This is a genomic window from Actinomarinicola tropica (assembly GCF_009650215.1).
Classification (GTDB): domain Bacteria; phylum Actinomycetota; class Acidimicrobiia; order Acidimicrobiales; family SKKL01; genus Actinomarinicola; species Actinomarinicola tropica.
Genome location: NZ_CP045851.1, coordinates 3,652,994 through 3,677,811, shown reverse-complemented (window position 1 = coordinate 3,677,811; position 24,818 = coordinate 3,652,994). Strand labels below are relative to the sequence as shown.

Annotated in this window: 27 protein-coding genes; 19 read left to right on the top strand and 8 right to left on the bottom strand. The window is 74.3% G+C overall.

Translation table 11 applies throughout. The features are described 5' to 3' along the window. Position 1: 1 nt before the first annotated feature. From GH723_RS18135 to GH723_RS18100, 8 genes are all read left to right on the top strand, one after another. Positions 2 to 1,306, top strand: coding sequence for an inositol-3-phosphate synthase (locus GH723_RS18135; RefSeq protein ID WP_153760963.1), 1,305 nt, complete (start codon positions 2 to 4; stop codon positions 1,304 to 1,306). Next, the gene (locus GH723_RS18130; protein ID WP_153760962.1) at positions 1,303 to 1,821 is read left to right on the top strand and encodes a hypothetical protein; all 519 of its coding nucleotides are present in this window, start codon (positions 1,303 to 1,305) and stop codon (positions 1,819 to 1,821) included. The genes GH723_RS18135 and GH723_RS18130 overlap by 4 nt, the downstream gene beginning before the upstream one ends. A 29-nt stretch (positions 1,822 to 1,850) precedes the next feature. Continuing rightward, positions 1,851 to 3,062, top strand: a complete 1,212-nt coding sequence (locus GH723_RS18125; RefSeq protein WP_153760961.1) for a CaiB/BaiF CoA transferase family protein — start codon at positions 1,851 to 1,853, stop codon at positions 3,060 to 3,062. 112 nt (positions 3,063 to 3,174) lie between these two features. After that, positions 3,175 to 3,750, top strand: a complete 576-nt coding sequence (locus GH723_RS18120; RefSeq protein WP_229022923.1) for an ASCH domain-containing protein — start codon at positions 3,175 to 3,177, stop codon at positions 3,748 to 3,750. A gap of 10 nt (positions 3,751 to 3,760) precedes the next feature. Next, positions 3,761 to 4,249, top strand: coding sequence for a hypothetical protein (locus GH723_RS18115; protein ID WP_153760960.1), 489 nt, complete (start codon positions 3,761 to 3,763; stop codon positions 4,247 to 4,249). Beyond that, entirely contained in the window at positions 4,242 to 4,961 is a 720-nt protein-coding gene (locus GH723_RS18110; RefSeq protein ID WP_229022922.1) for a PIG-L deacetylase family protein, read from the top strand. The genes GH723_RS18115 and GH723_RS18110 overlap by 8 nt, the downstream gene beginning before the upstream one ends. A gap of 56 nt (positions 4,962 to 5,017) precedes the next feature. Further along, on the top strand, positions 5,018 to 5,530 hold the full coding sequence (locus GH723_RS18105) for an NfeD family protein (RefSeq protein WP_153760959.1): 513 nt from the start codon (positions 5,018 to 5,020) through the stop codon (positions 5,528 to 5,530). Between the two features lie 4 nt (positions 5,531 to 5,534). Further along, positions 5,535 to 7,091, top strand: coding sequence for a flotillin family protein (locus GH723_RS18100; RefSeq protein ID WP_153760958.1), 1,557 nt, complete (start codon positions 5,535 to 5,537; stop codon positions 7,089 to 7,091). A gap of 17 nt (positions 7,092 to 7,108) precedes the next feature. Here the strand turns inward: GH723_RS18100 and GH723_RS18095 are convergent, their stop codons facing one another. Next, positions 7,109 to 7,507 (bottom strand): DUF1801 domain-containing protein, encoded by a 399-nt coding sequence (locus GH723_RS18095; RefSeq protein WP_153760957.1) that lies wholly within the window; start codon positions 7,505 to 7,507, stop codon positions 7,109 to 7,111. A 37-nt stretch (positions 7,508 to 7,544) separates the two neighbouring features. Further along, entirely contained in the window at positions 7,545 to 8,003 is a 459-nt protein-coding gene (locus tag GH723_RS18090) for an SRPBCC family protein (protein ID WP_153760956.1), read from the bottom strand. A gap of 67 nt (positions 8,004 to 8,070) precedes the next feature. On the opposite strand from GH723_RS18090, the gene hisE reads away from it, so the two are divergent. Further along, the gene (gene hisE / locus GH723_RS18085; RefSeq protein ID WP_195210414.1) at positions 8,071 to 8,349 is read left to right on the top strand and encodes a phosphoribosyl-ATP diphosphatase; all 279 of its coding nucleotides are present in this window, start codon (positions 8,071 to 8,073) and stop codon (positions 8,347 to 8,349) included. Next, a complete protein-coding gene (hisG, locus tag GH723_RS18080; RefSeq protein WP_153760954.1) occupies positions 8,346 to 9,188 on the top strand; it encodes an ATP phosphoribosyltransferase in 843 nt (280 codons plus the stop codon). Before hisE ends, hisG begins: the two co-directional genes overlap by 4 nt. Positions 9,189 to 9,215: 27 nt before the next feature. Here hisG and GH723_RS18075 read toward each other — a convergent pair whose 3' ends face one another. Together GH723_RS18075 and GH723_RS18070 are read right to left on the bottom strand one after the other, a co-directional pair. After that, positions 9,216 to 10,184, bottom strand: a complete 969-nt coding sequence (locus GH723_RS18075; RefSeq protein ID WP_153760953.1) for a helix-turn-helix transcriptional regulator — start codon at positions 10,182 to 10,184, stop codon at positions 9,216 to 9,218. Positions 10,185 to 10,230: 46 nt separating this feature from the next. Continuing rightward, on the bottom strand, positions 10,231 to 10,626 hold the full coding sequence (locus GH723_RS18070; RefSeq protein ID WP_195210413.1) for an ATP-binding protein: 396 nt from the start codon (positions 10,624 to 10,626) through the stop codon (positions 10,231 to 10,233). A gap of 84 nt (positions 10,627 to 10,710) precedes the next feature. Here GH723_RS18070 and GH723_RS18065 point away from each other — a divergent pair, with 84 nt between their 5' ends. The 5 genes from GH723_RS18065 to GH723_RS18045 all read left to right on the top strand — a co-directional run bounded on the left by GH723_RS18065 (position 10,711) and on the right by GH723_RS18045 (position 14,918). Continuing rightward, positions 10,711 to 11,622 (top strand): DUF4129 domain-containing protein, encoded by a 912-nt coding sequence (locus GH723_RS18065; RefSeq protein WP_153760952.1) that lies wholly within the window; start codon positions 10,711 to 10,713, stop codon positions 11,620 to 11,622. Continuing rightward, positions 11,619 to 12,050 carry a hypothetical protein gene (locus GH723_RS18060; RefSeq protein WP_153760951.1) on the top strand — a complete coding sequence of 144 codons (432 nt, stop codon included), beginning with the start codon at positions 11,619 to 11,621 and terminating at the stop codon, positions 12,048 to 12,050. Before GH723_RS18065 ends, GH723_RS18060 begins: the two co-directional genes overlap by 4 nt. Positions 12,051 to 12,114: 64 nt before the next feature. Next, positions 12,115 to 13,104: an AAA family ATPase gene (locus GH723_RS18055; protein WP_153760950.1), complete on the top strand. Its 990-nt coding sequence runs from the start codon at positions 12,115 to 12,117 to the stop codon at positions 13,102 to 13,104. A gap of 3 nt (positions 13,105 to 13,107) precedes the next feature. Continuing rightward, positions 13,108 to 14,376 carry a DUF58 domain-containing protein gene (locus GH723_RS18050; protein WP_153760949.1) on the top strand — a complete coding sequence of 423 codons (1,269 nt, stop codon included), beginning with the start codon at positions 13,108 to 13,110 and terminating at the stop codon, positions 14,374 to 14,376. Then, a complete protein-coding gene (locus tag GH723_RS18045) occupies positions 14,373 to 14,918 on the top strand; it encodes a hypothetical protein (RefSeq protein ID WP_153760948.1) in 546 nt (181 codons plus the stop codon). The genes GH723_RS18050 and GH723_RS18045 overlap by 4 nt, the downstream gene beginning before the upstream one ends. Here GH723_RS18045 and GH723_RS18040 read toward each other — a convergent pair. Beyond that, positions 14,896 to 15,579 (bottom strand): HD domain-containing protein, encoded by a 684-nt coding sequence (locus GH723_RS18040; RefSeq protein ID WP_153760947.1) that lies wholly within the window; start codon positions 15,577 to 15,579, stop codon positions 14,896 to 14,898. The genes GH723_RS18045 and GH723_RS18040 overlap by 23 nt on opposite strands. Positions 15,580 to 15,631: 52 nt before the next feature. Between GH723_RS18040 and GH723_RS18035 the strand changes: the two genes are divergently transcribed. Genes GH723_RS18035 through GH723_RS18025 form a run of 3 tightly spaced genes read left to right on the top strand, consistent with a single transcriptional unit; the run spans position 15,632 to position 19,471 of the window. Then, positions 15,632 to 16,525, top strand: coding sequence for a class I mannose-6-phosphate isomerase (locus tag GH723_RS18035; protein ID WP_153760946.1), 894 nt, complete (start codon positions 15,632 to 15,634; stop codon positions 16,523 to 16,525). Positions 16,526 to 16,563: 38 nt separating this feature from the next. Beyond that, on the top strand, positions 16,564 to 19,140 hold the full coding sequence (locus GH723_RS18030; protein WP_153760945.1) for a sensor domain-containing protein: 2,577 nt from the start codon (positions 16,564 to 16,566) through the stop codon (positions 19,138 to 19,140). Between the two features lie 52 nt (positions 19,141 to 19,192). After that, positions 19,193 to 19,471, top strand: a complete 279-nt coding sequence (locus GH723_RS18025; protein WP_229022921.1) for a metal-sensitive transcriptional regulator — start codon at positions 19,193 to 19,195, stop codon at positions 19,469 to 19,471. 84 nt (positions 19,472 to 19,555) lie between these two features. Here the strand turns inward: GH723_RS18025 and GH723_RS18020 are convergent, their stop codons facing one another. Continuing rightward, a complete protein-coding gene (locus GH723_RS18020) occupies positions 19,556 to 20,470 on the bottom strand; it encodes an alpha/beta fold hydrolase (protein WP_153760943.1) in 915 nt (304 codons plus the stop codon). An 88-nt stretch (positions 20,471 to 20,558) separates the two neighbouring features. Between GH723_RS18020 and GH723_RS18015 the strand changes: the two genes are divergently transcribed. Beyond that, on the top strand, positions 20,559 to 21,362 hold the full coding sequence (locus tag GH723_RS18015; protein WP_153760942.1) for a hypothetical protein: 804 nt from the start codon (positions 20,559 to 20,561) through the stop codon (positions 21,360 to 21,362). A gap of 35 nt (positions 21,363 to 21,397) precedes the next feature. On the opposite strand, the gene GH723_RS18010 is transcribed toward GH723_RS18015, so the two are convergent. Then, entirely contained in the window at positions 21,398 to 23,941 is a 2,544-nt protein-coding gene (locus tag GH723_RS18010) for an ABC transporter permease (protein ID WP_153760941.1), read from the bottom strand. Between the two features lies 1 nt (position 23,942). Continuing rightward, complete coding sequence (locus GH723_RS18005) at positions 23,943 to 24,707, bottom strand: ABC transporter ATP-binding protein (RefSeq protein WP_229022920.1); 765 nt, start codon at positions 24,705 to 24,707, stop codon at positions 23,943 to 23,945. Positions 24,708 to 24,818: the final 111 nt, after the last annotated feature.

Sequence of the window (24,818 nt, the reverse complement as noted above, 5' to 3'; positions counted from 1 at the left end):
GATGCCTGCACCGCGACAGATCGCTCCCGCCACCGGCCGCCTCGGCGTGCTCACCCCCGGCCTCGGCGCCGTGGCCTCCACCTTCATCGCCGGCGTCATCGCCGCCCGCACCAAGGGCGAGGACCCGATCGGCTCCCTGGCCCAGATGGGCCGGGTGCGCCTCGGGGACCGGGCCGAGGGCCGCAACCCGCTCATCCGCGAGTTCGTGCCCCTGGCGAGCCTCGACGACCTGGTGTTCGGCGGCTGGGACCCGATCTCGGCCAACGTGCTCGAGGCGGCCCGCACGGCGGGCGTGCTCGAGGAGAAGGACCTCGCCCCGATCTCGGCCGAGCTCGAGGGCATCGTCGGCATGGAGGCCGTGTTCGACCAGCGCTGGGTCAGCCGCCTCGAGGGCACCCGCGTCAAGCAGGCCGCCTCGAAGTGGGACCTGGCCGAGGCCGTCATGGCCGACATCGAGCGGTTCCGCACCGAGAACGACTGCGAGCGCCTCGTGATGGTGTGGTGCGCGTCCACGGAGGCCTACCGCGAGCCCACCGACGTCCACCAGAGCGTCGAGGCGTTCGAGGCCGGCCTGCGCGACAGCGACCCCGAGATCTCCCCGAGCCAGATCTACGCCTACGCCGCCATCCAGTCCGGCGTGCCGTTCGCCAACGGCGCCCCGAACCTGTCGGTCGACCTGCCGTGCATGCTCGAGCTGGCCGAGCGCAACCGGGTGCCGATCGGCGGCAAGGACTTCAAGACCGGCCAGACGCTGATGAAGACGATCTTGGCCCCGGGCCTCAAGTCCCGGATGCTCGGCCTCCGTGGCTGGTACTCGACGAACATCCTCGGCAACCGCGACGGCGAGGTGCTGGACGACCCGGAGAACTTCAAGTCGAAGGAGGTCTCCAAGCTGGGCGTCCTCGACACGATCCTCCAGCCCGGCGAGTACCCGGAGCTCTACGGGAACATCGACCACGTCGTGCGCATCAACTACTACCCGCCCCGTGGCGACAACAAGGAGGGGTGGGACAACATCGACATCTACGGGTGGATGGGCTACCCGATGCAGATCAAGGTCAACTTCCTCTGCCGGGACTCCATCCTCGCCGCCCCGCTGGTGCTCGACCTCGCCCTCTTCTTCGACCTCGCGGCCCGCGCCGGCGAGCACGGCGTGCAGGAGTGGCTGAGCTTCTACTTCAAGTCGCCCCAGCCGACCTCCGAGCAGGTCGGTCCCGAGCACGACATCTTCATCCAGCAGATCAAGCTGAAGAACACCCTCCGCGAGTGGATGGGTGAGGAGCCCGTGACACACTCGGAGGCGTGACCACGGCGGGAGGCGACGCGAGGACGGGCACCCCGTTCGGGCCCGGCGGTCGTCCGACGGCGGGCCTGCGCCCGTGGCTCGCGGGCGTCGTCGTCCTCGGCGCGGTGCTCGCCGTCCCGATCATGCTGCTCGACCGGGCGCCGGACGTCTTCGACCGGATCACCGACGAGATCGAGGAGCGGTGGTTCCCCGACGTCTGGTGGCACGACATCAAGCCGCTCGTCCCCGAGGCCGACGTCGTCATGCACGTCGTGCTCTTCGGCGGCCTGGCGCTGCTCGCCGCGCTCCTGGCCTGGTCGTGGCCGGTCCTCCTCGCCGGCCAGGCGGCGGTGTTCGGCGGCGCCTTCGCCCTCGAGCTCCTCCAGCCGCTCGTCACCTCCAGCCGCGACATCGAGGTCCACGACATGGTCTCCAACGTGTCGGGGCAGGCCCTGGGTCTCCTCGTCGGGCTCGCCCTCATCGGGCTCGAGCGGTGGTGGTCGCGGCGGCGATCGGGCGAGCGGGCCTCCCTGTAGGGTCCGGTCGTCGCGACCGAGGGGGGACCATGGCCGGAGCGCTCGACGACATCAGTGTGCTGGAGATCGCCAACTGGGTGGCCGGGCCGAGTGCCGGGGCGATCATGGCCGACATGGGGGCCGACGTCATCAAGGTCGAGCCCCTGGCCGGCGACTCGATGCGCGGCCTCCTACGTCAGCCGGAGCTGCCGGAGGGCGCGCCCCGCACCGATGTGCCGTTCCACCTCGACAACCGGGGCAAGCGGTCGCTGGCCGTCGACCTCGGTGACCCTCGCGGTGGCGAGCTGGTGCGCGACCTCGCCCGTACGGCCGACGTCGTCATCACCAACCTGCTGCCCCGACGCCTGGAGCGCTACGGCCTCGGCGCCGAGCAGCTGCGGGAGGTCAACCCCCGCCTCGTCTATGCCCTCGTCACCGGCTACGGCAGCACGGGCGAGGACGCCGATCGCATCGCCTTCGACCTCACCGCGTTCTTCGGGCGGGGCGCGGTGATGAGCCTGATCGGCGAGCCCGGTGAGCCGCCCCCCGCGTTCCGACCGGGTCAGGGCGACCACCCGACCGGGCTCGCCCTGCTGTCGGGGATCCTCGCCGCGCTGCGCGTGCGCGACCGCACAGGGGAGGGGCAGGTGGTCGAGACCGCGCTCATGCGCACCGCGGCGTGGACGATCGGCTGCGACGTCGCCGTGGCCCTCGTCGACGGCCAGCAGCCGAACAAGCGGGCCCGGGACGACGCCTTCAGCCCGATGAACACCCGGTTCCGCTGCGCCGACGGGTGGATCAACCTCTCGACGTTCAACCAGGGCCTGTGGTCGCGCTTCTGCGACGCCGTCGAACGGCCCGAGCTGGCCGACGACGAGCGCTTCGCCACGCCGCAGGCCCGCTTCCGCAACAACCGCGAGCTCATCCACCTCCTCGACGAGGTGTTCGTCACCCGCACCGTCGCCGAGTGGACCGCTCCGCTCGACAGCACCGGGATCATCTGGGGGCCGGTCGCCGAGCTGCCCGACCTCGTCGCCGACCCGCAGGCCGAGGAGATGGGCATGTGGGTCGAGGTCGAGCACCCGGAGGCGGGTCGGTTCCGCACGATGGCCGCGCCGTTCACGCTGTCGGACACCCCGCTCGAGGTGCGCGGCGTCGGGCCGGAGATCGGCGAGCACACCCAGCAGGTGCTCGCAGAGCGGGGCATCGACGCCGACCGGGTCGCTGCCCTGCGCGACGCCGGCGTCCTCGGCGGCTCCTGACCGACCTCGCCGGGCCCCCTCCCTTGGGGACGCGGGCCACGCCTGGAGGTGTTGTCGCTCCCCGAGGGCGGGCACCGCGGCGGGACGGGGGCCGGCGGCGTAGCGTCGCGGCGTGCAGTTCGACGGGCGCCACCGCGACGAGATCCTGGCGGGCGAGGTCACGCTCACGTTCCGGCGGTGGCGACGTCGGCAGGCCGTCCCCGGGCACACCTACCGGACGTTCATCGGCCGCGTCGCCGTCGACGCCGTCGACGTGGTCGAGCCGGCCGACGTCACGGCCGACGAGGCGCGCCGTGCCGGCTACGCCACCGTGGACGAGCTCCTCTCGGCCGTGGCCGGGGACCCCGACCTGCCGCTGTATCGGGTCGCGTTCCACGTCGACCACGCGCCGGACCCGCGCAGCCTCCTCGCCGCCGACGACGCCCTGAGCGACGCCGACCGCGCCGACGTCGACCGCCGCCTCGACCGGCTCGATGCTCGGTCCTCTCACGGGGCGTGGACCCGCCCCACGCTCGCCCTCATCGCCGACAACCCCGGCGTCCGCGCCCCGGACCTGGCCGCGACGGTCGGCCGCGAGACCGAGCCGTTCAAGGTCGACGTGCGCAAGCTGAAGAACCTCGGTCTGACCGAGAGCCTGTCGGTCGGGTACCGGCTGTCACCCCGAGGTCGCGCGTACCTCGGGCGCTAGCGTCCGCGGCATGGCCGGAACCGCCTTCACCCTGCGTCGCGACGATCGCGGTGGCTGGGCCTCGTTCACGCCCTTGATCGGCGGGTGGACCGACGAGCGGATCTCGATCGACGTCGGGTCGTCCACCGACGGCGTACCGATGATCGCGACGGCGCGCCCGGTCGACGACGGCACGGAGCACGCGCCGGTCGGGCCTGGGGTGTTCGCCCTCCGCTGGTTCGAGTGCCGAGCGTCTGACGCCGACGAGCTGGTGGAGCTGTCCGAAGCGGCGTGGCCGGCGTTCGAGGCAGGGACCCCGGGGACCCTGATCTTCGGCCTGTTCCGAGTCGAGGCACCCGACACCGACGTGGCGCGGTTCCTCCTGTGCACGCGCTACCCGAGCGTGTCGGCCTGGGAGACGAGCCGCGCCGACACGAACTCGGCGGAGTTCCGTCGCCGCCGGGAGCTGACGACCCGCTCGCAGGTGAGCCTGTGGCGACTGGAGGAGGACCGTGGCTGACCTCGAGCACCTGGACGAGGACTGGGAGCGGGCGCTCGTCGTCGTCGCCCACCCCGACGACATCGAGTACGGCATCGCCATGGCGGTGGCGAAGTGGACGGCCGCCGGCAAGCAGGTGACGTACCTGCTGGCGACGCGGGGCGAGGCGGGGATCGACGGCATGGACCCGTCGGAGGCCGGCCCGCTCCGCGAGGTGGAGGAGCGCGAGTCCGCGGCGGTCGTCGGCGTCGAGGTGGTGGAGTTCCTCGACCACCGTGACGGCGTGGTCGAGTACGGGCTTCCGCTGCGCCGGGAGGTCGCCGCCGCCATCCGTCGGCATCGACCCGACGTCGTGCTCACCATCAACCACGAGCTGACCTTCGGCGGCGAGATGCTCAACATGGCCGACCACCGCCACGTCGGCCTGGCGACGCTCGACGCGGCGCGCGACGCCGGCAACCGCTGGATCTTCACCGACCTCCTCGACGAGGGCCTCGAGCCGTGGAACGGCGTGCGGTGGGTCGGCATCTCGGCCACCACCTCGCCGACCCACGGTGTGGACGTCACCGGTTTCCTCGACGCCGGCGTGGCGTCGCTCGAGTGCCACCGCGCGTACATCGACGGCCTCGGCCGGGACTTCGACGCCCGGGGCATGCTCGAAGGCTTCGCACGCGGCGCCGGCGACCAGCTGGGCGTCGAGCACGCGCTCGCGCTCCAGGTCATCCAGGTCTGACCGGTTCAGTGTCTCGCCGGCGCGGCGGCGGCGCAGATGTGCGAGAGTGACCGCCGATGACGACGTTCTTCATCGTCGTCGGCGGGCTGGGCGTGGGGCTGCTGGTCCTCGGGCTGCTCCTCGATGACGTCCTCGACGGGCTGTTCGACGTGTTCGACAGCGGCGGCGCCCTGTCGGCGCCCGTCATCGGAGCGTTCCTCGGCGCCTTCGGCATCGGCGGCTGGCTCGCGCAGCGCAGCACGAGCAGCGTCCTCGTCGCCCTCGTGGCCGCAGGGCTCGCCGGCCTCGTCCTCGGCTACCTCGCTCTGCGCCTGTCCCTCGCGTTCGTCGACATGCCGACCGACGCCACGCCGACGAGCGGCGACTACCTCGGCCAGATCGGCAAGGTCGTCACGCCCATCGCCGCCGGCCGCGGCGAGGTGATGATCCGCATGGGGGGCACGCCCCACAAGCTCACGGCCCGCAGCGACAGCGACCTCGCACGGGGCGTCGAGGTCGTCGTGGTCGAGGTCCTCAGCCCCAACGCCGTCGCCGTCGTCGCGACCACCGACCTGTTCGAACAGGAGTGACCCCATGAACACCGTCCTCATCGCCGTCGCCGCCGCCGTCGGGCTGCTCGTCCTGGTGATCGCGTTCCTGCTCAGCCGGATCAAGGTCGCGGGGCCGAACGAGGCCTTCATCATCACCGGCCGCAAGGGCCAGCCGGTGAAGAACCCGGAGACGGGAGAGGTCACCACCGACCTGTCGGGCCAGAAGGTCGTGATGGGGGCGAGCGTGTTCGTCGTGCCGTTCGTCCAGCGGCTGGAGTCGCTCGACCTGTCGAGCCGCCAGATCCTCGTGCAGGTCGGCTCTGCCGTGTCGTCGAACGGCATCCGCTGCTCGCTCGAGGGCGTCGCCATCGTGAAGGTCGGCGGCACCGAGGACGCCATCCGAGCGGCGGGCCAGCGGTTCCTCGGCCAGCAGACCGAGGTCGACCGCTTCACGACCGAGGTGCTGGCGGGCTCGCTCCGCTCGATCGTCGGTCGCCTGACGATCGAGGAGATCATCCGCGACCGCGCCGCGTTCGCCCGTGAGGTGTCGGAGGAGGCCGAGGTCTCTCTCACGAACCAGGGCCTCGTGCTCGACACCTTCCAGCTCCAGGACATCCAGGCCGAGGGCAACTACATCCAGGACCTCGGTCGTCCGGAGGCGGCGCGGGCCGAGAAGGAGGCCAAGATCGCCGAGGCCGTCGCCCAGCGGGAGTCGGAGCAGGCGCGCCTCCAGGCCGAGGAGGAGGTCGCCGAGGCGCAGCGGCAGCTCGCCCTGCGCGTGGCCCAGATCAAGGCCGAGACCGACGCCGCCGAGGCCGAGGCGGCCGCCGCCGGCCCGAAGTCGAAGGCGGCGCAGGATCGCGAGGTGTTGGCTGCCCAGCAGGAGGTGGCCGAGGAGCAGGCGACGCTCAAGGAGCGCGAGCTCGACACCGAGGTGCGCAAGCCCGCCGACGCCGCCCGCTACGCGGTGGAGCAGGAGGCCGAGGGTCGCAAGGTCGCGGCGATCCGCGACGCCGAGGCGCGTCGCGAATCGACGATCGCCGCCGCGACCGCGAAGGCCGAGGAGGACCGACTGATCGGTGCCGGCGAGCGCCAGCGGCGCGAGGAGCTGGCCAAGGCGCGCGAGATCGAAGGTCGGGCCGAGGGCGAGGCCGAAAAGGCCCGCCGCGAGGCGCTGGCCGAGGCCGTGCGGGTGGAGGGTGAGGCGGAGGCGGCAGCGATCCTGGCCCGGGGCGAGGCCGAGGCGACGGCCATGGAGAAGAAGGCCGACGCGTTCGAGCAGTACGGCGACGCGGCGATCGTCGACCTCCTCGCGTCGGCGCTGCCCGAGGTCGTGGGCCGGGCCGCCGAGCCGCTCAGCGCCATCGACAAGATGACGGTGATCTCGACCGACGGCGCCAGCCAGATCACCCGCAACGTGTCGACCAACGTCGCGCAGGGCCTCCAGCTGGCCTCCGACCTGACGGGCGTGGACCTGACGGCGCTGTTCACCCAGCTCGCCACCCGCCGCGCCAACGGCGGCTCCGACTCGCCGCCGGCGTCGGTGGGGGCGTCGTCCTCGACGGCCTCCGACTCAGGCGACGGCGCCAGCGCCTCCTGAACCGGGGGCGGTTGGGGTCAGGTCCAGCCCTTGACCTCGCCTGCCTGCTCGATCCAGCGACGCAGCTGCGGGTCCTGCGCCTCCTCGAGGCTCCGCAGCTTCACGTAGCGGCTGCTGCCGGACCCCTGGTCGGGGGGCGGGTCGAGGTCGGCGCCGCCGTGGAACACGATGTTGACCGACACGTCGTAGGCGACGAGCTCGATCATCCAGCCGACGTCGGGCAGCCCGTAGTACGCCTTCTTCCACTTCAGCGCGAAGTGGGCGTCGGGGTGCACGTCGCGGATGGTGGCGTCGAGGTGCTCGACGATCGGCTGGAGGTCGGGCACCTGCCGACCCATCCAGTCGTCGATCTCGGCGTGGTCCTCGGAGGGTTCGGGCGGTCGGCGCGACGAGCTCCCGCTCGGCTGCTTCGGCATCGGTGGCTCCTTCCGTACGGGCCCGCAGTCGGGCGCGCTACCCCCCGAGCGCGGCAGCCAGACGTTCGAGCGTGCCGCTGATCGTCTGGCGGTTCCGCTCGGCCCGGTCCTCGACGCCCGACATCTGCTTGCTGAACTCGAGCGCCGACTCGGGGCGCAGGTCGTCGCTCCACTCCGTGACCCGGCTGCCGCCGTCGATCGGCTCGATGCGGTAGCCCCAGGTGGAGTAGTGGAAGTCGAACATCGCGCACTCGAAGGCGAACGACCGGCCGGGGTCGGCCTCGATCACCGTGCACTGGCTCGTCCACTCCTTGTCGCCGTGGCGGTTGTGACCGTCGAAGGTGGCCCCGATCGCGGGGCCGTCGTGCCCGCCGGTCCACTCGCAGCCGGTGCACTCCTCGGACCACTCGCCCATGCGGGTGACGTCGGAGATGGCGGCGTAGACGTCCTCGGGGGACGCGGCGATGTCACGGGTGATCTCGATGCGGTCGGTCATGGCCGCAGTCCACCACAACGGAGGCCCGCCTTTCCGGCCGACCTGGCCCGGGCACTACCGTTCCGGCGTGCCCCTCCACGATCTCGAAGCCGTCCTGCGGTCGCGCCGCGACGACGCCCCTGCCGGCTCCTACACCGCCGAGCTGCTCGCCGACCCCGAGCGCACCCAGCGCAAGATCATGGAGGAGGCCTTCGAGGTGTGCCTCGAGCTCGGGCGCACCGACCGGTCCGACGAGCGGATCGCCGAGGAGGCCGCCGACCTCGTGTACCACCTGATGGTCGGCCTGGTCGGCGCCGACGTCCCGTTCGACCACGTCCTCCGAGTCCTCGAGGAGCGCAAGCGATGACCACCCGTGTCGGCCTCCCGTCCCGCGGCCGCCTCCGCGACGAGGTCCTGCGTCTCCTCGACCACGCCGGGTTCACGGTCAGCGCGTTCCGTGGCTCCGACGCCCGGGCGACGATCGAGGGCGTCGAGTTCATCGAGATGCGGCCCCGCGACGCCGCGGCCTGGCTGCGCGCCGGCCGCCTGACGGCGGCGTTCATCTCCACCGACATCGCGCTCGAGTACGACCTGGCGGACTGGCCGGCCGCCGATCTCGGCTTCGCCCGCTCGGACCTCGTCCTCGCGGCGCGCGACGACGATCCGCGCCGCGAGGCGGCCGACTTCGCCGGCGGCGTCGTCGCCACGCACATGCCGAACGTCACCGAGCGGTGGTTCGCCGCGCGCGACATCGACGTCACCGTCGTCCCCATGGGCGGGGCGCTGGAGGGCGTGTGCGCCGCCGGGATGGCCGACGCCATCGTCGACCTCCGCGAGACCGGCGCCAGCCTGGCCCGCAACCGCCTCCGCGTCGTGGCGGAGATGGAGCGCTGCCAGGCCCGCTTCGTGCGGTCGGACGACAGCGCGGGCATCCTCACCGACCTCGAGCTGCGCATCGGCGCGGCGCTCGACGCCCGCAAGCGCCAGTACCTCCTGCTCCACGTGCCGCCGGACCGGCTGGACGCGCTGACCGAGCTGTTCCACGGGCTGGCGTCGCCGACGGTGATGCCGCTCGCCGAGCGTGACGACCTCGTGGCCGCCCACCTCGTCGTCGAGCGGTCGGACCTGTGGGCCAAGCTCGGCGCCCTCCGCGAGCTCGGCGCGACGGGCATCGTCGCCCTGCCGACCGACGCCGTCCTGCCCTAGCCCGACCGGGCGGCCCGACCCGCGGGCTCAGCCGCCGTGGCGGACCGCCATCGCCCGGCCGATGCGGGCCATCTCGGAGCGCAGGGCCGGAGGGGCGACGACCTCGACGTGCTCGCCGAGCGACGTCAGCTGGTGGGCCGCGACCTCGAGCGACTCGACCGGCAGCTCGACGGTGCGCCAGCCGTGCGCGTCGGGCGGCGGGGCGGCGGCCAGCGCCGGCTCGGCCGCGGCGTGGCCGACGTGGGCGGGGAGCAGGCGGGCGCCCACGGCGTCGACGCGCAGCTCGATGCGCTCACGGAGGAGCGACAGCTCGAACTCGGTGCTCGACGCCCCCCACCAGCCGGCCAGGTCGAAGTCGGCCGGTCGCACGAACGTCTCGTCGAGGCGCCGGACCGAGACGACGCGGGCGAGCCGGTAGGTGCGCACCTGCCCTCGGTGGGCGGCGACGACGTACCAGGCGCCGCCCTTCAGCACGAGGCCGAGCGGGTCGATCCGCCGGCGGACCTCGCGGTCCTGGCGGCCGTAGCGGACGTCGAGGCGGGCCTCCGACCAGACCGCGTCGGCGACGACGTCGAGGTGGGTCGTCGGCTCGTCGCGGTGGAACCACCCCGGGGCGTCGAGGAGGAAGCGCTCGCGGACCCGCCCGGCTCGGCTCCGCAGCTCGGGGGGCAGGGTGGCCATGACCTTGGCCTGCGCCGCGGCGACGACCGAGCCGAGGCCGAGCTCGGCGGCGGCGGCCGGCGCGCCGGAGAGCATCAGGGCGCTGGCCTCGTCGGCGGTCAACCCGTCGATGCGCCCCTGCCACCCGTCGAGCAGCCGGATGCCGCCGCCGGGGCCGGTCTCGGTCCAGATGGGGACGCCGGCCTGCTGGAGCCCGGCGACGTCCCGGTAGATCGTCCTGACCGACACCTCGAGCTCCTCGGCGAGGCGCGCCGCCGTGGTCGGTCCCTGGTGCTGGAGGCGGAGGAGCAGGGCGATCAGCCGGCTGGCGCGCACGCCCCGAGACTACGGAGCGATGCTGACAGCAGCTGTCAGGGACGGCTCAGCTGGCGTGGAGCTGGAACCACACCCGCTTGCCGCCGTCCTCGTGGACGGTGCCCCAGGCGGTGGCCACCCGGTCGACGATGAGCAGCCCGCGGCCGTGCGGCGACACCAGGTCGAGCGGCTGCTGGACGGGATCGTGGTGGCGGTCCTGGTCGGACACCTCCACCCGGACGCCGAGCGACTCGTGGACGACGACCACCTCGCAGCCGCTGCGGGCGTGGACGACGGCGTTGGTGACCAGCTCGGAGACGAGCAGCAGGGCATCGTCGCGAAAGCCGTCGCACCCCCACCGGTGCAGCACGGACTCGACGAAGCGACGCGCCGCTTCGGCGCTCGCGACGTCTGCGGGGAAGGACCGCGTGGCCCGCAGTTGGTCCGTGTCGAGACTGCTCACTGGGTGGGTGCCTGTCGTCGGGAGACCGGCACACGCTAGGTGGTCGCGGGCGCCGATGTCGCGACCGTGCCACCCTTTCGGGTCATGCCGCCAAACGACGCCCGTCCCCGTGCACCTCGGGCCGTGCTCGCGGTCGGCCTGGCGGCTGCGGCGGCGGCGGGCGTCGCGGTGCTCGCCTCGGGGGCGAGGGGGTCCGGGGCGGGCGGGGGGATCGACCTCGGCGGGGACGCGACGCGGGCCCTGACCGACGCGGGGATGGTCGCGATGCTGAGCTTCGGCAGCGCCATGCTGCTCGTCGCCCTCGTCGTCGTCCTGCTCCGGGGTCGCGACGGCCGCGCCGCCGAGCTGACCTCCCGCCGCAGCTCGCTCGTGCCGACCCTCGTCGTCGCCGGAGTCCTCCTCGTCACCGCCCCGCTCCTCGACCGGCTCTTCGAGTGGATCGGTCCACCCGAGGAGCAGGAGCAGGACGTCATGGAGATCGCGCCGGTCGACCTCGAGGTCCAGCCTGGCGACGGCGGTGCCGCCGAGGACAGCGGCACGACGCCGCTGCTCGTCGGACTCGTCGTCGGGCTGCTCGGCGCGGTCGCCGTCACCGCGTGGTTCGCCGGGCCGCGTCGGCGTCTGGCACCCCCCTCGGTGCCCCAGGCCGAGACGGTCGAGGAGCGACGCGACCGCCTTCGCGTGCTCCTCGACGACGCGCTCGGCGATCTGCGCGACGACCCCGATCCCCGGCGTGCGGTCATCTCGGCGTGGGCCCGCTTCGAGCTGGCCGTGGCGGCTGTGGGCCAGCCGCGGCGCGACGCCGAGACCCCGACGGACTTCGTGGCGCGGGTCCTCGACGCCGTCGACGTGTCGGGCCCCCTGGTGCGACGCCTCGGCGACTCCTTCGAGCGGGCCATGTTCTCGCCCCACGCCATCGACCGGGCCGCCCAGCTGGAGGCGGTCGAGGCGCTGCGTGCCGTGCGTGACGAGCTGCACGTGGGGGCCTCGGCGTGACGGTCGCCCTGGCGGTCCTCGCGGTCCTCGTGGTGGTGCTCCTCGTCCGGCTCGTCGGGGTCCACCCGGGGGGTGCGACCCTCGTGCCGGCCCTCCTCGGGCCTCGTCGGCCGACCCCGCAGGAGCGCCCCGAAGGCCTGGCCCGGTGGGAGTCGGCGATGCTCGCGGCCGGCACGTCGGGTGGTCGTGGTCGAGCCCGCCTGGCCCGTCAGCTCGAGCCCCTCGTGGCCACGACCCTGCTCGGCCGGCACGGGTTGGCCATGGGCGACCCGCGGGCTGCCGACCTCCTCGGCGCGGAGTGGCGCTACCTCACGGGCGACGGTCCGCAGCCCCCCACCGCGCCGGGGGAGGGGACGGCTGCGGTGGTCGCCGCGGTCGAGGTGCTCCTCGACCGGTTGGAGGCGGGCGGCGGCTCCGACCGCGGCTGATGTGGCAGCCTGCACCGACGACCCCTCCGGCGGAGGTGGGGCCACCACGACCGGGGGGACGGACATGACGAGCAGCAGCGCGGCGACGGTCGCCGAGGTCGCGGACGCGGCGGCCGCCGTCGTCGCCGAGGTCGAACGGGCGGTCATCGGCAAGCGGGCCGCGCTCGAGCTCGTGCTGGCCGGATGGCTGGCCGACGGCCACGTGCTCATCGAGGACCTGCCCGGCCTGGCCAAGACCCTCCTCGCCCGCTCGTTCGCCACGGTCACCGGTGTCGACGTGAGCCGCGTCCAGTTCACCCCGGACCTCATGCCGGCCGACGTCACCGGCTCGTCGATCTGGGATCCGTCGCAGAAGGACTTCGTCTTCCGTGCCGGACCGATCTTCACCCACCTCCTGCTCGGCGACGAGATCAACCGGGCGCCCCCCAAGACGCAGGCGGCGCTGCTCGAGGCGATGGCCGAGCGGCAGGTCACGATCGACGGCACCACCCACCCGCTGCCCCGGCCGTTCCTCGTCATCGCCACCCAGAACCCGGTCGAGTTCGAGGGCACCTACCCGCTGCCCGAGGCCCAGATGGACCGGTTCCTCCTGCGCGTGCGCCTCGGATACCCCGACACCGACGGCGAGATCGAGGTGCTGCGTCGTCGCATCGAGCGCAAGCACGACGACGCCGAGCTGCGCCAGGTGGTCGACCGGGACACGTTCCTCCGCCTCCAGGCCGCGCTCGAGGAGGTCCACGTGGCCGCGCCGATCCTCGACTACGTGGTGGCCCTCGTCGAGGCGACCCGTGTCGATCCGCAGCTCCAGACCGGCGCGAGCCCCCGTGGCTCGCTCGCCCTCGTGAAGCTCGCACGAGCGGCGGCGGCGCTCGCGGGCCGCGACTTCGTGACGCCGAGCGACGTCCAGAAGGTCGCGGTGCCGGCCCTCGCCCACCGGCTGATCCTGCGACCCGAGCTGTGGGTGCGCGGGCTCTCGGGGGACGACGTGGTGGCCGGCATCGTGGCCACCGTGCCGACCCCCGCCGCGGAGGACCACGCCCTCCGGGCCACCTGAACCGTGGCCGTCCGGGCCCGCGCCAGGCTCGTCGGGGCCGCCTGCCTCGCCACCCTCGGCCTCGTCGTCGCGGTGGCGTCCTCGCGCCCCGAACCGGTCGCGCTGGCCGCGCCCTTCCTCGTCACGCTCCTCGTCGGGCTCGCGGTCGACCGCGCGCCGGGCGGTGAGGTGATGGTTCGCATCGGCACGACGCGCGCCGTCGCCGGGGACGAGATCGACGTCGAGGCGAGGGTGGTGGCGGCGGGTTCGGTGGGCAGCGCCGAGGTGCGCCTGGTGGTGCCCGACGGCACGACCCTCGTCGAGGGGCACCCGGCGGTCGAGGACGTCGTGGTCGACGGGCGCTGCGAGTTCCGCTGGCGCTTGCGGGCGGACCGCTGGGGCGGGATCGGGCCGCTGACCGTCGACGCCGCTCTCTCCGACCGGCTGGGCCTCCGTGTGGCGCGCGTCGCCGGCGCCTCGGCACCGCTGCGCGTGCTCCCCGACGAGGCGTCGCTGCGGCGGATCGCCGCCCCGAGGGCCCTCCGCACGATCCCCGGCGGGCACGGCTCCCGCCAGCGCGGCGAGGGGATCGAACCCGCCGACGTCCGGCCCTTCGTGCCCGGCGACCGGGCGCGCAACGTCAACTGGCGGGTCACCGCCCGTCGTGGCGACCTGTGGGTCGACGAGCGGCACCCGGATCGCAGCGGGGAGGTCGTCCTGTTCGTGGACTCCTTCGCCGCCGCGACCTCAGACCGGGACGACACCCTCCGCCGCACGGTGGAGCTGGCCCGGGCGCTGGCCGGCCGCCACCTCGCCGCGAACGACCGCGTCGGCCTCGTCGACCTCGGCGGCGTGCTCCGCTGGGTGCGCCCGGCCGGCGGCACCGTCCAGCTCTACCGGCTCGCCGAGGCGCTGGCCGACACCGAGGTGTGGCGCAGCGAGGTCGACAAGCCCCTCGAGGTCATGCCGGCCCGGGCGCTGCCGCAGAGAGCGCTCGTCGTCGTGCTCTCCCCGTTGCTCGACGTCCGCAGCACCGCGACCGTGCGCCGCATGCGCGCCCGGGGGCTCGACCTCGCGGTGGTGGAGGTCGTCCCGGACCTGGAGCTGCCCGCCGGCGCCGACTCCCGGGCGCGCGTCGCCCACCGGCTCTGGCGGATGGAGCGCGACGCCGTGCGCGAGGAGATCCGGCGGGCGGGTGTCGCCCTCGTGCCCTGGGAGGTCGGGACCGGCGTGGAGCAGGCGGTCGACGAGCTCGTGCGCCATCGGGAGGCGGTGGCGCGGTGGGCGCGGTGAGGCGCGTCGGGACGGTGCGCTGGGCACCGGTCCGGGCCCGACGCGGTGCGGCGCTGGCCGTCGTTGCCGCCCTCGTGGTCGTCGCGGCCATCGTCGTCGTCGACGGGGCGAACGGTCCGGCGGCCCTCGCCCTCGGTGGTGCCGCCCTCCTCACGGCGGCCGTGGTCGGCGGGGTCCCCGCCCTCGCCGTGATCGGCTCGTGTGCCCAGCTCGGCGCGGCGGCGATCGCCGTCACGCTCGACGTCGGGGACGAGGCCCAGCTCGCCGCCGTCCCCCTCGGGTTGCTCGTGTGGTTCGGGGCCGAGCTCTCCTGGTCGGCGCTCGAGCACCGCACGGCCTCCCGACCGACGCCCGCGTGGCGAGCCCGTCGGGTCGGCGACCTGGCGCTGCTGGGGCTGGTGGCGGGTGTCGTCGGCGGCCTCGCCCTCGTCGCGGCATCGGGCGGCCCACGAGGCGGCGGCGCCTACCGGATCGGGGCGCTGGCCGTGGTCGTGCTCGTGCTGGCGGGCGCGTGGTGGGTCAGCCGCCCCGCCCCGCGGTGAGCCGGTCGAGCTCGGCGGTGAGGTTGGCCCGCGCCGCCGGCTCCAGCACCGTCCGGCCGGCGGTGGTGCGGAACAGCGGCTCGCGGGCGAGCAGCGCCTGCACGGCACGGGTGCGCCCGGTCCGGAACGCCGCGTCGTCGATGCCGGGGTGCTCCTCGCGCACGGCGCGCACGTAGCGGTCGTAGTCGGCGGGGGCCGCGGCGAGGATCGACAGGTCGGCGTCGAGCAGCAGGTCGGTGTCGGGGTCGGCTGGTGCGTCGCGCGAGGGGTCGAGGTGCCCGGCGGTGGCCCGGACGAGGGCGGCGACCCGGTCGGCCCGGGCGCCGTCGACCCCGGCGGCGACGAGCCGTTGCGCGGCGAGGCTCGCGCTGGCCTCCTCGTCGTCGCCGGCTCGACCCTCGTAGATCGCGTCGTGGAACCAGGCGGCGGCCCGCACCTCGGGCCCCGGAGCGGCGGGGGAGGCGAGATCGGACAGTGCGACGAGCACCTGGGCGAGGTGCCGGCGGTCGTGGTAGCGCCGGTGGGGCTCGCTCCAGCGGGCGATCAGCTCGTCGCCCAGGGCGGCCCCGGCCTGCGGGTCGAGGCCGAGGTCGGCCGCCAGCCGGTCCCACTCGGCGGCGAGGGAGCCACCCGGCGTGTCGGTGCTGCGGTCGTCCGCCACACGCCCATCCTGCCGGATCGAGCGCCGGGGAGGCGGCCCCTACGATGGCGCGGTGACGACGGGCGCCTTCCTCCTCGAACCGAGCCTGGCGGAGCGGCCGTGGGGCGGCACCCGGCTCGGCGACGGCATCGGCGAGGCCTGGGACCTCTCCATCCACCCGAACGGGCCGGCCCGCATCCGCAGCGGCACCCACGCCGGCCGTGAGCTCGCCGCCGTCGTCGACGAGCGTCCCGCCGACTTCGGCGGCCCGATCGACCTGCTCGCCAAGCGGCTCGACTGCGCGCGCAACCTGTCGGTCCAGGTCCACCCGCGGGAGGGCGACCCGAAGACCGAGGCCTGGGTGGTGCTCGACGCCGAGCCGGGGGCCGGCGTCTACCTGGGGTTCCGGGAGCCGGTCGACGCCGACGAGGTCGCGCGTCGCTCCCTCGACGGCTCGGTGGCCGACGTGCTCGAGTTCGTCGAGCTGGCCGTGGGCGACGCCGTCCTCGTGCCGGCCGGGACCGTCCACGCCATCGGCGGGGGCCTGGTCCTGTTCGAGCTCCAGCAGTCCTCCGACACCACCTACCGGCTGTTCGACTGGGGACGTGAGGGCCGAGAGCTGCACCTCGACGCCGGGCTCGCCTGCGCCGACCTCGGTCCTCCCCCGGCTCGTCCCGTCGCCGCCACCCTCGACGACGGGGCCACCCGCCTCGTCGACTGCCCCCACTTCTGGGTCGACCGGATCGGACGGGACCTCACGGGCCCCGAGGCGCTCCTCGACCCACGGAGCCGGTGGGTGGCCGTCCACGGCGTCGCCGGCCAGGCCACCCTCGACGGTCTCGTTCTCGGACCCGGCGACACCGCCGTCGTGCCCGCGTCGGCCGGGTCGACCGCCCTCCTGGCAGGCGACGGGTTCGTCGGTCTGCGCTACGGCCCCGGTGTCGGCGACGAGCCGCACCGACGCTGATCGCTGTGCGATCCGCTCCGGCCGCCGATGAGGAGGGTGTGGACCGCACGACCCCGGTGGACCCCTCCCGCCTCCGACGCATGCTCGACGTCATCACCGACGTGTACGCGCTCGTCGACGAGGAGTGCGTGATCGGCTGGATCTCGCCGAGCGCCGGCCCCGTCCTCGGCGTGGATCCGGACGGGCTCGTCGGGACGCTGGCCTACGACCTGTTCGCCAAGCAGGACAACCGCGAGCTGCACCGGGCCTACTTCGAGGGCGTGCTCGCGGCGCCCGGCGCGCACGGGCCCGTGGAGGTCACCGTGACCCGGCCCGACGGCGCGCTCCGGGAGCTCGAGCTGATGCTGAGCAACGGGCTCGATGATCCCGAGCTCGGCGCGGTGGTGGTGGCGATCCGCGACATCACGAAGCGGTCGAGCGAGGTCGAGCTGCTGCGCCGGCGGGAGGCGTGGGCCGACGCCCTGATCCGGCGGGGGTCCGAGCTCATCCTCGTCACCGACCGCCACGGCGTCGTCTCCTACGCCAACCCCGCCGTCGACCAGGTGCTCGGCCGCGCCGCCGACGAGGTCGTGGGGCGCAGCTGGCTCGACCACATCGTCGAACCCGAGGGCGGCTCCGGGGCCGAGGCGGTGGAGCGGCTCCTGGCCCACCCGAAGGACCGGCCGGCGCCGCTGCGGGTGCGACGTGCCGACGGGACGATCCGGCACCTCGGCGTCTACGCCACGAACCTCATGGGCGACCCGGAGGTCGCGGGCATCGTCGTCAACGCCACGGACCTCACCGACCGCTGGGCCGCCGAGAGCCTCCTGGCCGAGCAGGGGGCGCTGCTCGAGGCGATGACCCGTGGGCTCCCTCTGTCCGAGACGCTGCGCTGGGTGGCACGGATCGTCGAGGAGCGGGCCCCGGGTGCCATGGCGCTCGTCGGCACACTGCACCCCGACGGCTGGGTGCGCTACGAGGCGGCGCCGATGGTGCCGGCTCCGCTCGTCGAGCAGCTCGACGACGTGTCGCCCGCGAGCGACATGGGCACCGGCCTGCGCGGGCTCGATCCCGACGCGCCCGTGTACGTCACGACCGACATGTCGACGCCGGTGTGGGCCGACGTCCGGCCGGCGCTCGACGCCCACGGCCTGCGGTCCTGCTGGGTCCGGCCGATCGGCAGCCACCAGTCGGCGGGGACGCTGCTCGGTGCGGTCGTCATCTTCCACGAGGAGCGTCGGGAACCGACCGACGAGGAGGTGCAGCTCCTCGACCGCGTCACCAACCTGGCGGCGATCGCCATCGACCGCCACCGCCTCCAGGAGACCCTCGAGCACCGGGCGATGCACGACGCGCTGACCGGTCTGCCCAACCGCCCGGCGGTCCTCGAGCACCTCTCCGGCCTGCTGGCCCGTCGTGGCGTCGGCCCGGTCGCGGTGGCCGTGATGTTCATCGACCTCGACCGGTTCAAGGTGGTCAACGACAGCCTGGGCCACGCGGCGGGCGACCAGCTCCTCGTCCAGGTCGCCGAGCGCTTCCGGGGCGTCGTGCGGCCGGGGGACGTCGTCGGCCGCTTCGGCGGCGACGAGTTCGTCGTGGTGTGCGACGGGGTGGACGACGACGCGGCCCGCCGCCTCGCCGACCGCCTGCGGGCCGCGCTCGCCGCGCCTGTGGTGGTCGACGGGTCCGAGGTCGTCGCGACCGCCAGCATCGGCATCGCCCGCCCGGACGGCGCCCCGGGCACGGCCGAGTCGCTCATCCGGGACGCCGATGTCGCCATGTACCGCGCCAAGGGGCACGGCCGCGACACGGTGGCGTTCTACGAGGTGGGCGACCAGGAGCGCGTGGCCCGCTCGCTCGAGCTCGAGGGCGCGCTGCGCCTCGCGATCGAGCGGCAGGAGATCGACGTCCACTTCCAGCCGATCGTCGACCTCGGCACGGGCGCGGTCGTGGGCCACGAGGCGCTCGTGCGCTGGACGCGCCCCGGCGTCGGTCCCGTCGCGCCGATCGAGCTCGTCACCGTCGCCGAGGAGAGCGGCTTGATCGGCCGGCTCGGCCACCTGGTCCTGACGACCGCCTGCCGGCGCGCGGCCGCCTGGCCGGCCCCGGGTGGGCCGGTGACGCCGCTGCTGTCGGTGAACGTGTCCCCCCGCCAGCTGACCGATCCCGGGTTCGTCGGTCTGGTCGCTCGGGTCCTCGAGGAGTCGGGTCTGGCGCCCGAGCACCTCTGCTGCGAGATCACCGAGACCGTCCTCGTCGACGACCGGGCCATGGGCGCCATCGCCGGCCTGAAGGCGCTCGGCGTGACGCTGGCGATCGACGACTTCGGCACGGGCCACGCCTCGCTCGACTACGTCCGGCGCCTCTCCGGGATCGACCTGCTCAAGGTCGACCGGTCGTTCGTCGCGGGCATCGAGGACGCGCGCGGCCACGACCGGGCCATCGTGGCGGCCGTCGTCGCCCTCGCCGCGTCGCTCGGCCTCGACGTCGTCGCCGAGGGCGTCGAGACCCCGGGCCAGGCGGCCGCCCTCGCCGCGCTCGGGTGCCGACTCGGTCAGGGCTTCCTCTTCGGCGCTCCCGGCCCGGGGGACGACCTCGTCATCCCGTCGGGCCTTCCGAGCCGCGGAGGCAGGTGATACCCGGCCCGGTATGGTGACGGCACCCCCACCGCCACGATCGAGGTCGCCCGTGAAGTTCCCCGATGACGTGTCCGACGACGTCCGCCTGCGCCTCCGCCGGCTGGAGGGCCAGATCCGGGGCCTCCAGCGGATGCTCGACGAGGGCCAGGACTGCGAGTCGATCGTCACCCAGCTCGCCGCGGCCAAGGCCGCGCTCGACCGCGTCGGCTACCGGCTGGTGGCCGCGGGGATGCGCCACTGCGCCCGGCTGGAGCCCGATGCCCCGGCGGACGACGAGACCGGCCTCGACGTCGAGGACCTGGAGAAGCTCTTCCTCAAGCTGAGCTGACCCCGCGCCGAGCGTCACCCGCCGACCCTGCACCCATGGGGAGGCGCAGCACGCGGGCACGTGCTCCGGCTCCCCGAGGGGTGCTCAGCTGCCGGCGGCCCTCGCCGCGTGCTCGGTCACGAGGTCGACGAGGCGGTCCCAGTAGGCGGGGGGCAGGTCGTGGCCCATGCCCTCGAGCACGGCCAGCGACGCGCCGGGGATGGCGTCGGCGGTGGCGACGCCGCCGCTCACGTCGATGAGGTTGTCCTGGTCGCCGTGGATCACGAGGGCCGGCACCGTCACCCCCCGCAGCTTCTCGGTGCGGTCGCCCGAGGCGGTGATCGCCATCAGCTGCCGGGCCGTGCCCTCGGGGTGGAAGCAACGGTCGTAGGCCGCACCGGCGATCTCGGCGAGCCGCTCCTCGTCGATGTGGTCGGGCGACCCGTAGGTGCGGGCACCTAGGATCATCCGCTCGACGGCCTCGTCGCGCGAGGGCCCGGCCGGGGTCATGAGCAGGGCGTTGGCCTCCGGGGTCGATCGTCCGACGCTGCGGTCGCCCGTGGTCGACATGATCGACGTCAGCGAGAGCATCCGCTCCGGGCGCTCGATCGCCATCGTCTGGACGATCATGCCGCCCATCGACACGCCGAGCACGTGCGCCGCCTCGACCTCCAGGGCGTCGAGCACGGCCGCGGCGTCGGCGGCCATGTCGCTCAGCAGGTAGGGGACCGGGGGCTCCTCGCCGGCCTTGAGCGCGGCGACGACCGCGCCCAGGTCGGGACGCACCTCGGCGAACTTGGAGGACAGGCCGACGTCGCGGTTGTCGTAGCGGATGGTGAAGAAGCCGGCCTCGACGAAGCGCTCGATCAGCGGGTCCACGAAGGTGATGCACTGCGAGCCGAGCCCGCTGACCATGAGCAGCGCCGGATCGGACGGGTCGCCGGCGGCCTCGTAGTGGAGCTCGACCGGGCCGTTGGTGGCCCGCCCGGTGCGCACGGTCCCGCTGGTCGCGTCGGTCATCGTCGGAGATCCTCCCCCTCGTGGCCGGTCGTCCCGGCGCTCTCTGCCCGGACCGTACCGTCCGGGAGGTGCCGCTAGCGTCCGCGCCGTGCCGGAGGACGACGAGAGGGACGCCGAGGAGCCCGCACCGGCGGCCCCGGAGGATCGGGAGGCAAGTGGGGACGCGCCGGCCACCGGTCGCCGGCCGATCGCCGTCCTCGTCGCCGTCGGGCTCCTGGTCGGCGTCCTCGGCGGTGTGGGCGTCGCGTGGCTCGTGGATGACGGCGACGGGTCCGACGATGCGCCGGTCGAGCCGGAGGGACCGGCCGAGACCGCGGAGGCCGCCGACGCGCTGCTCGTCGCCTGGGAGCGGAGCCGCACGGCCACGTTCCTCAGCGGCTCGCTCCTGCGTCGGACCACCGCCGCAGGGGCGACCGTCGAGCTGCCGATCGTCGTGGCGCAGCGGCCGCCGGACCGGGTCGTCTCGACCGGGTCGTCGGTGTCGGGCGTGGTCGGTGGGGAGACCCGCGTCTGCGACGAGCAGCTCGACGGCTTGGTGCGCTGCCGATCGGTGGCGACCGAGCGGGACGCCGCCGCTGCCGTCGAGCGCGAGCTGGCCACCCTCGCCGGGTACCTCGAGGGCGACCTGCCCCTCTACCGCGTGGCGCAGGACGGCGACTGCTTCTCCCTGCGGCTCGCGCGGGCCATCCACGCGCCGCCCTACGGACAGAACGCCCGGTTCTGCTTCGATGCCGAGAGCGGCGCCCCCTCGCTGCAGCGCGTCGAGCGTGCGGAGGGCACCGACGAGGTGACCCTCCTCAGCGTGCGCACCGACGTCACCGACGCCGACCTCGAGCGGGTGGCGGCCGGCGACGTCGACCTGGAGCTGCTCGAGGACCGGACCGGAGGTTGAGCAGCCTCCGATCCGGTCCGTCCCGCCGCTGATCGTCAGTCGGTCGCGATGGCCGCCAGGACGTCGAGCCGGGAGGCCCGGCGGGCCGGCCGCCACGCCGCCAGGATCCCGGCCACCGCGCCGATGCCGACGATGACGGCCAGCTGACCGACGGGGACGGCGAGCGGGGTGGCGATGCCCTCCGCCTCCGAGATGGCCCGCAGCAGGCCCCAGCCGAGGACGACGCCGAGCAGCACCCCGACCGCCGTGCCGAAGACGGCCACGATGACCGACTCCCACCGGACCATCGAGCGCAGCTGACGGCGGGTCTGGCCGACGGCCCGCAGGAGGCCGAGCTCCCGGGTGCGCTCGTGGACCGACAGCGAGACCGTGTTGGCGATCCCCATCAGGGCGATGAGGACGGCGACGACGAGGAGCCCGTAGACGATGCCGAGGATGGCCTCGACCTCGCCGGCGACCGCGTCGACGTACTCGTCGCGGTCCTGGGGCGCCGGGGCGTCGAACCGCTCCGTGACCGCGGCGATCGCCGCCCTGGCCTCGTCGAGGCCCACGCCCGGCGCCGCCTCGACGAGGATCGCCACGTCGGCCGGCTGGGCGGTGTGGCGGGCCCACATCTCGGGGTGGACGAGCACCGGGCCGAGCAGGTCGGTGTTCTCGTAGAGGGCGACGATCCGCAGCTGCTCGGTGGCGCCGGGCGACGGGATGGCCGTGACGACGTCGCCGACCTCCCACCCGTGGTCCTCCGCCATGTCGCTCGAGACGGCGAGGTCGTCCGGACCGAGGTCGGCCAGCGACCCCTCCGCGACGCCCATGTCGAGCAGGCCGTCGAGGCGGGCGACGTCGATCGCCGTGGCGTACTCCGTGTCGCCGTCGATCTCCATCACCGCGTTGCCACCGCCGACGGCGCGGGCCACCTCGGGCAGCTCCTCGATGGCCGGGGCGAGGTCGCCGCTCAGGCCCGCGGAGGAGAAGTCGTCGCTGGCGACGACGAGGTCCCCACCGAACTGGCGGGCGACCGTGTCGTCGATCGCCGCCGTGATCGAGCTGGCGAAGACGGTGAAGAGGGCCACGACCGCCACGCCGAGGGTGAGGGCGCTGGCGGTGCCCGCGGTGCGGCGTGGGTTGCGCACGGCGTTGCGCCGGGCGAGCACCCCGCTCTGGCCCCGCACCAGCGCCACCGGCAGGCCGAGGGCGCTGGCGACCGGACGGGCGACGACCGGCCCGAGCATCACGACGGCCACGAGGACGCCGGCGGCCCCGAGCCCGGCCCTCGCGATCGCCCCGTCGCCCGCGGAGGGCGCCGAGACGAGGGCGACGGCCGAGAGTCCCAGGAGCCCGAGGCCGACGGCCGTGCGGGGCCGGGAGGCCCGCGTCCGCTCGACGGCGGTGTCGCGGATCGCGGCGAGCGGCGCGACGCGGGACGCCTGGACCGACGGCGCCAGCGACGCCACGAGCGTGACCAGGACACCGACGGCGAAGGCGACGGCCACCCGGCCGGGGGACAGGACGAGCCCGGTGCCCATGCCGAAGCCGGCGCCGTCCATCGCCCACAGCGCCAGGTGCCCCAGGCCGACGCCGACCGCCACGCCGAGGCCGGAGGCCACGGCGCCCACGAGCAGCGCCTCGATCGTCACCGCGCCGAGCACCTGGCCACGCGACGCGCCGATCGCTCGGAGGAGCGCCGACTCGCGGACCCGCTGGGCGACGAGGATCGAGAAGGTGTTGTGGATGCTGAACGTGGCGACCAGCAGCGCGATGGCGGCGAAGGCCAGGAGCATCGTCTCGAAGAAGCCGATGAAGTCGCTCTCGATCATCGCCATGAGGTCCGCGGCGAGCTCGTCGCCGGTGAGCACCTCGGTGCCGTCGGGCACGAGCGCCGTGACCTCGGCGGCCAGCGCGTCGGGGTCGACGTCGGGCGTCGCGGCGACGAGCAGCTGGTGGACCTGCTCGCGGTCGCCGACGAACAGGTCCTGGGCCTGCTCGGTCGTGAACGCCGTGAAGGTGGTGGGCCCGAAGCTGTCCCGGTCGCCGTAGGTGCCGATGCCGACGATCGTGACCTCGACGGGTCGGGGCGTGAGCACCGTCGTCGTGTCGCCGACGGAGAGCTCGCCGAGGTCGGCGGACCGCCGGTCGATCACCACCTCGTCCGGCGCGGCCGGTGCCCGGCCCTCGGCCAGGTCGTAGGGGTTGAGGCCGTCGTCCTCCACCCAGTTGCCGGCGAGGGTCGGCGGCCCGTCGCCGCCGAGCGCCTCGCCGTCGGCGCCGATGATCCGCGCCGACCCCTCCACGGACGGGGCGATGACCCCGACCCCGTCGACGGTGGCGACCTGCTCGGCGAGCGCGAGGTCGAGGGTGCCGATCTGGGCGACGACCTCGTCGCTGCCGATGCGGCTGTCGGAGCGGACGGCGACGGCCACGCCGTCGGTCCACTCGTCGAAGGACTGGTCGAAGGCGCCGCGCACCGAGCTGCCGATGAGCAGGGTGGCGGCCAGGAACCCGACGCCGAGCACGACGGCGAGCCCGGTGGAGAGCAGTCGGCGCAGGTGGCTGCGCAGGTTGGCGAAGGTGGTGTGCAGCACGTCAGCTCCCCAGTCGCTTCATGCGGTCGAGCACCGCGTCGGGGGTGGGACCGGACAGCTCGTCGACGATGCGGCCGTCGGCGAGGAAGAGCACCGCGTCGGCGTAGGAGGCGGCGACCGCGTCGTGGGTGACCATGACGGTCGTCTGGCCGAACCGGTCGACGGCCTCGCGCAGGAAGCCGAGGACGGCGCTGCCGCTCGTCGAGTCGAGGTTGCCGGTCGGCTCGTCGGCGACGATCACGTCGGGCCGGCTCGCCAGCGCCCGGGCCACAGCCACGCGCTGCTGCTGGCCGCCGGACAGCTCGCTCGGTCGGTGGGCGAGGCGATCGCCGAGGCCGACGACGTCGACCACCTCGGACAGCCAGGGCCCGTCGGGCTGGCGGCGTGCCAGCTGGAGCGGGAGCACGATGTTCTCGTAGGCCGTCAGGGTCGGGATGAGGTTGAAGGCCTGGAACACGAAGCCGATGCGCTCGCGCCGCAGCCGGGTGAGCGCACGGTCGGAGAGGGCGCCGAGCTCCACGTCGCCGAGCCAGACCTCGCCGGAGGTCAGGGTGTCGAGGCCGGCGAGGCAGTGCACGAGCGTGGACTTGCCGGAGCCCGATGGCCCCATCACGGCGGTGAAGCGACCGGCGGGGATGGTGGCGTCGACGCGGTCGACCGCGGTGTCGCCGCTGCCGTAGCGCTTGGTGGCGGCCACGGCGGTCAGCGCGGCACCGCCGCGGGTCGGTGGGTTGCGGGTGTCGAGGGGGTTCGTCGCGATGCTCAAGGTCGCCTCCGTGGACGTGCCGCCGCCCGTTGCGTCGGCTCGTCCTCGACGGTCGCACCGATGGCGGCGACGGGCGATGGAGGGGTCCGGCGTCTGCCGGGTGGGGTTGAC

What these genes read in the sequence shown, in the direction of transcription:
- GH723_RS18105 (WP_153760959.1), top strand. Translation starts at nt 5,018, where the DNA reads ATGACGACGTTCTTCATCGTCGTCGGCGGGCTGGGCGTGGGGCTGCTG.
- GH723_RS18095 (WP_153760957.1), bottom strand. Translation starts at nt 7,507, where the DNA reads ATGCCGAAGCAGCCGAGCGGGAGCTCGTCGCGCCGACCGCCCGAACCC.
- GH723_RS18055 (WP_153760950.1), top strand. Translation starts at nt 12,115, where the DNA reads ATGACGAGCAGCAGCGCGGCGACGGTCGCCGAGGTCGCGGACGCGGCG.
- GH723_RS18115 (WP_153760960.1), top strand. Translation starts at nt 3,761, where the DNA reads ATGGCCGGAACCGCCTTCACCCTGCGTCGCGACGATCGCGGTGGCTGG.
- hisG (WP_153760954.1), top strand. Translation starts at nt 8,346, where the DNA reads ATGACCACCCGTGTCGGCCTCCCGTCCCGCGGCCGCCTCCGCGACGAG.
- GH723_RS18100 (WP_153760958.1), top strand. Translation starts at nt 5,535, where the DNA reads ATGAACACCGTCCTCATCGCCGTCGCCGCCGCCGTCGGGCTGCTCGTC.
- GH723_RS18065 (WP_153760952.1), top strand. Translation starts at nt 10,711, where the DNA reads ATGCCGCCAAACGACGCCCGTCCCCGTGCACCTCGGGCCGTGCTCGCG.
- GH723_RS18090 (WP_153760956.1), bottom strand. Translation starts at nt 8,003, where the DNA reads ATGACCGACCGCATCGAGATCACCCGTGACATCGCCGCGTCCCCCGAG.
- GH723_RS18135 (WP_153760963.1), top strand. Translation starts at nt 2, where the DNA reads ATGCCTGCACCGCGACAGATCGCTCCCGCCACCGGCCGCCTCGGCGTG.
- GH723_RS18125 (WP_153760961.1), top strand. Translation starts at nt 1,851, where the DNA reads ATGGCCGGAGCGCTCGACGACATCAGTGTGCTGGAGATCGCCAACTGG.
- GH723_RS18020 (WP_153760943.1), bottom strand. Translation starts at nt 20,470, where the DNA reads ATGACCGACGCGACCAGCGGGACCGTGCGCACCGGGCGGGCCACCAAC.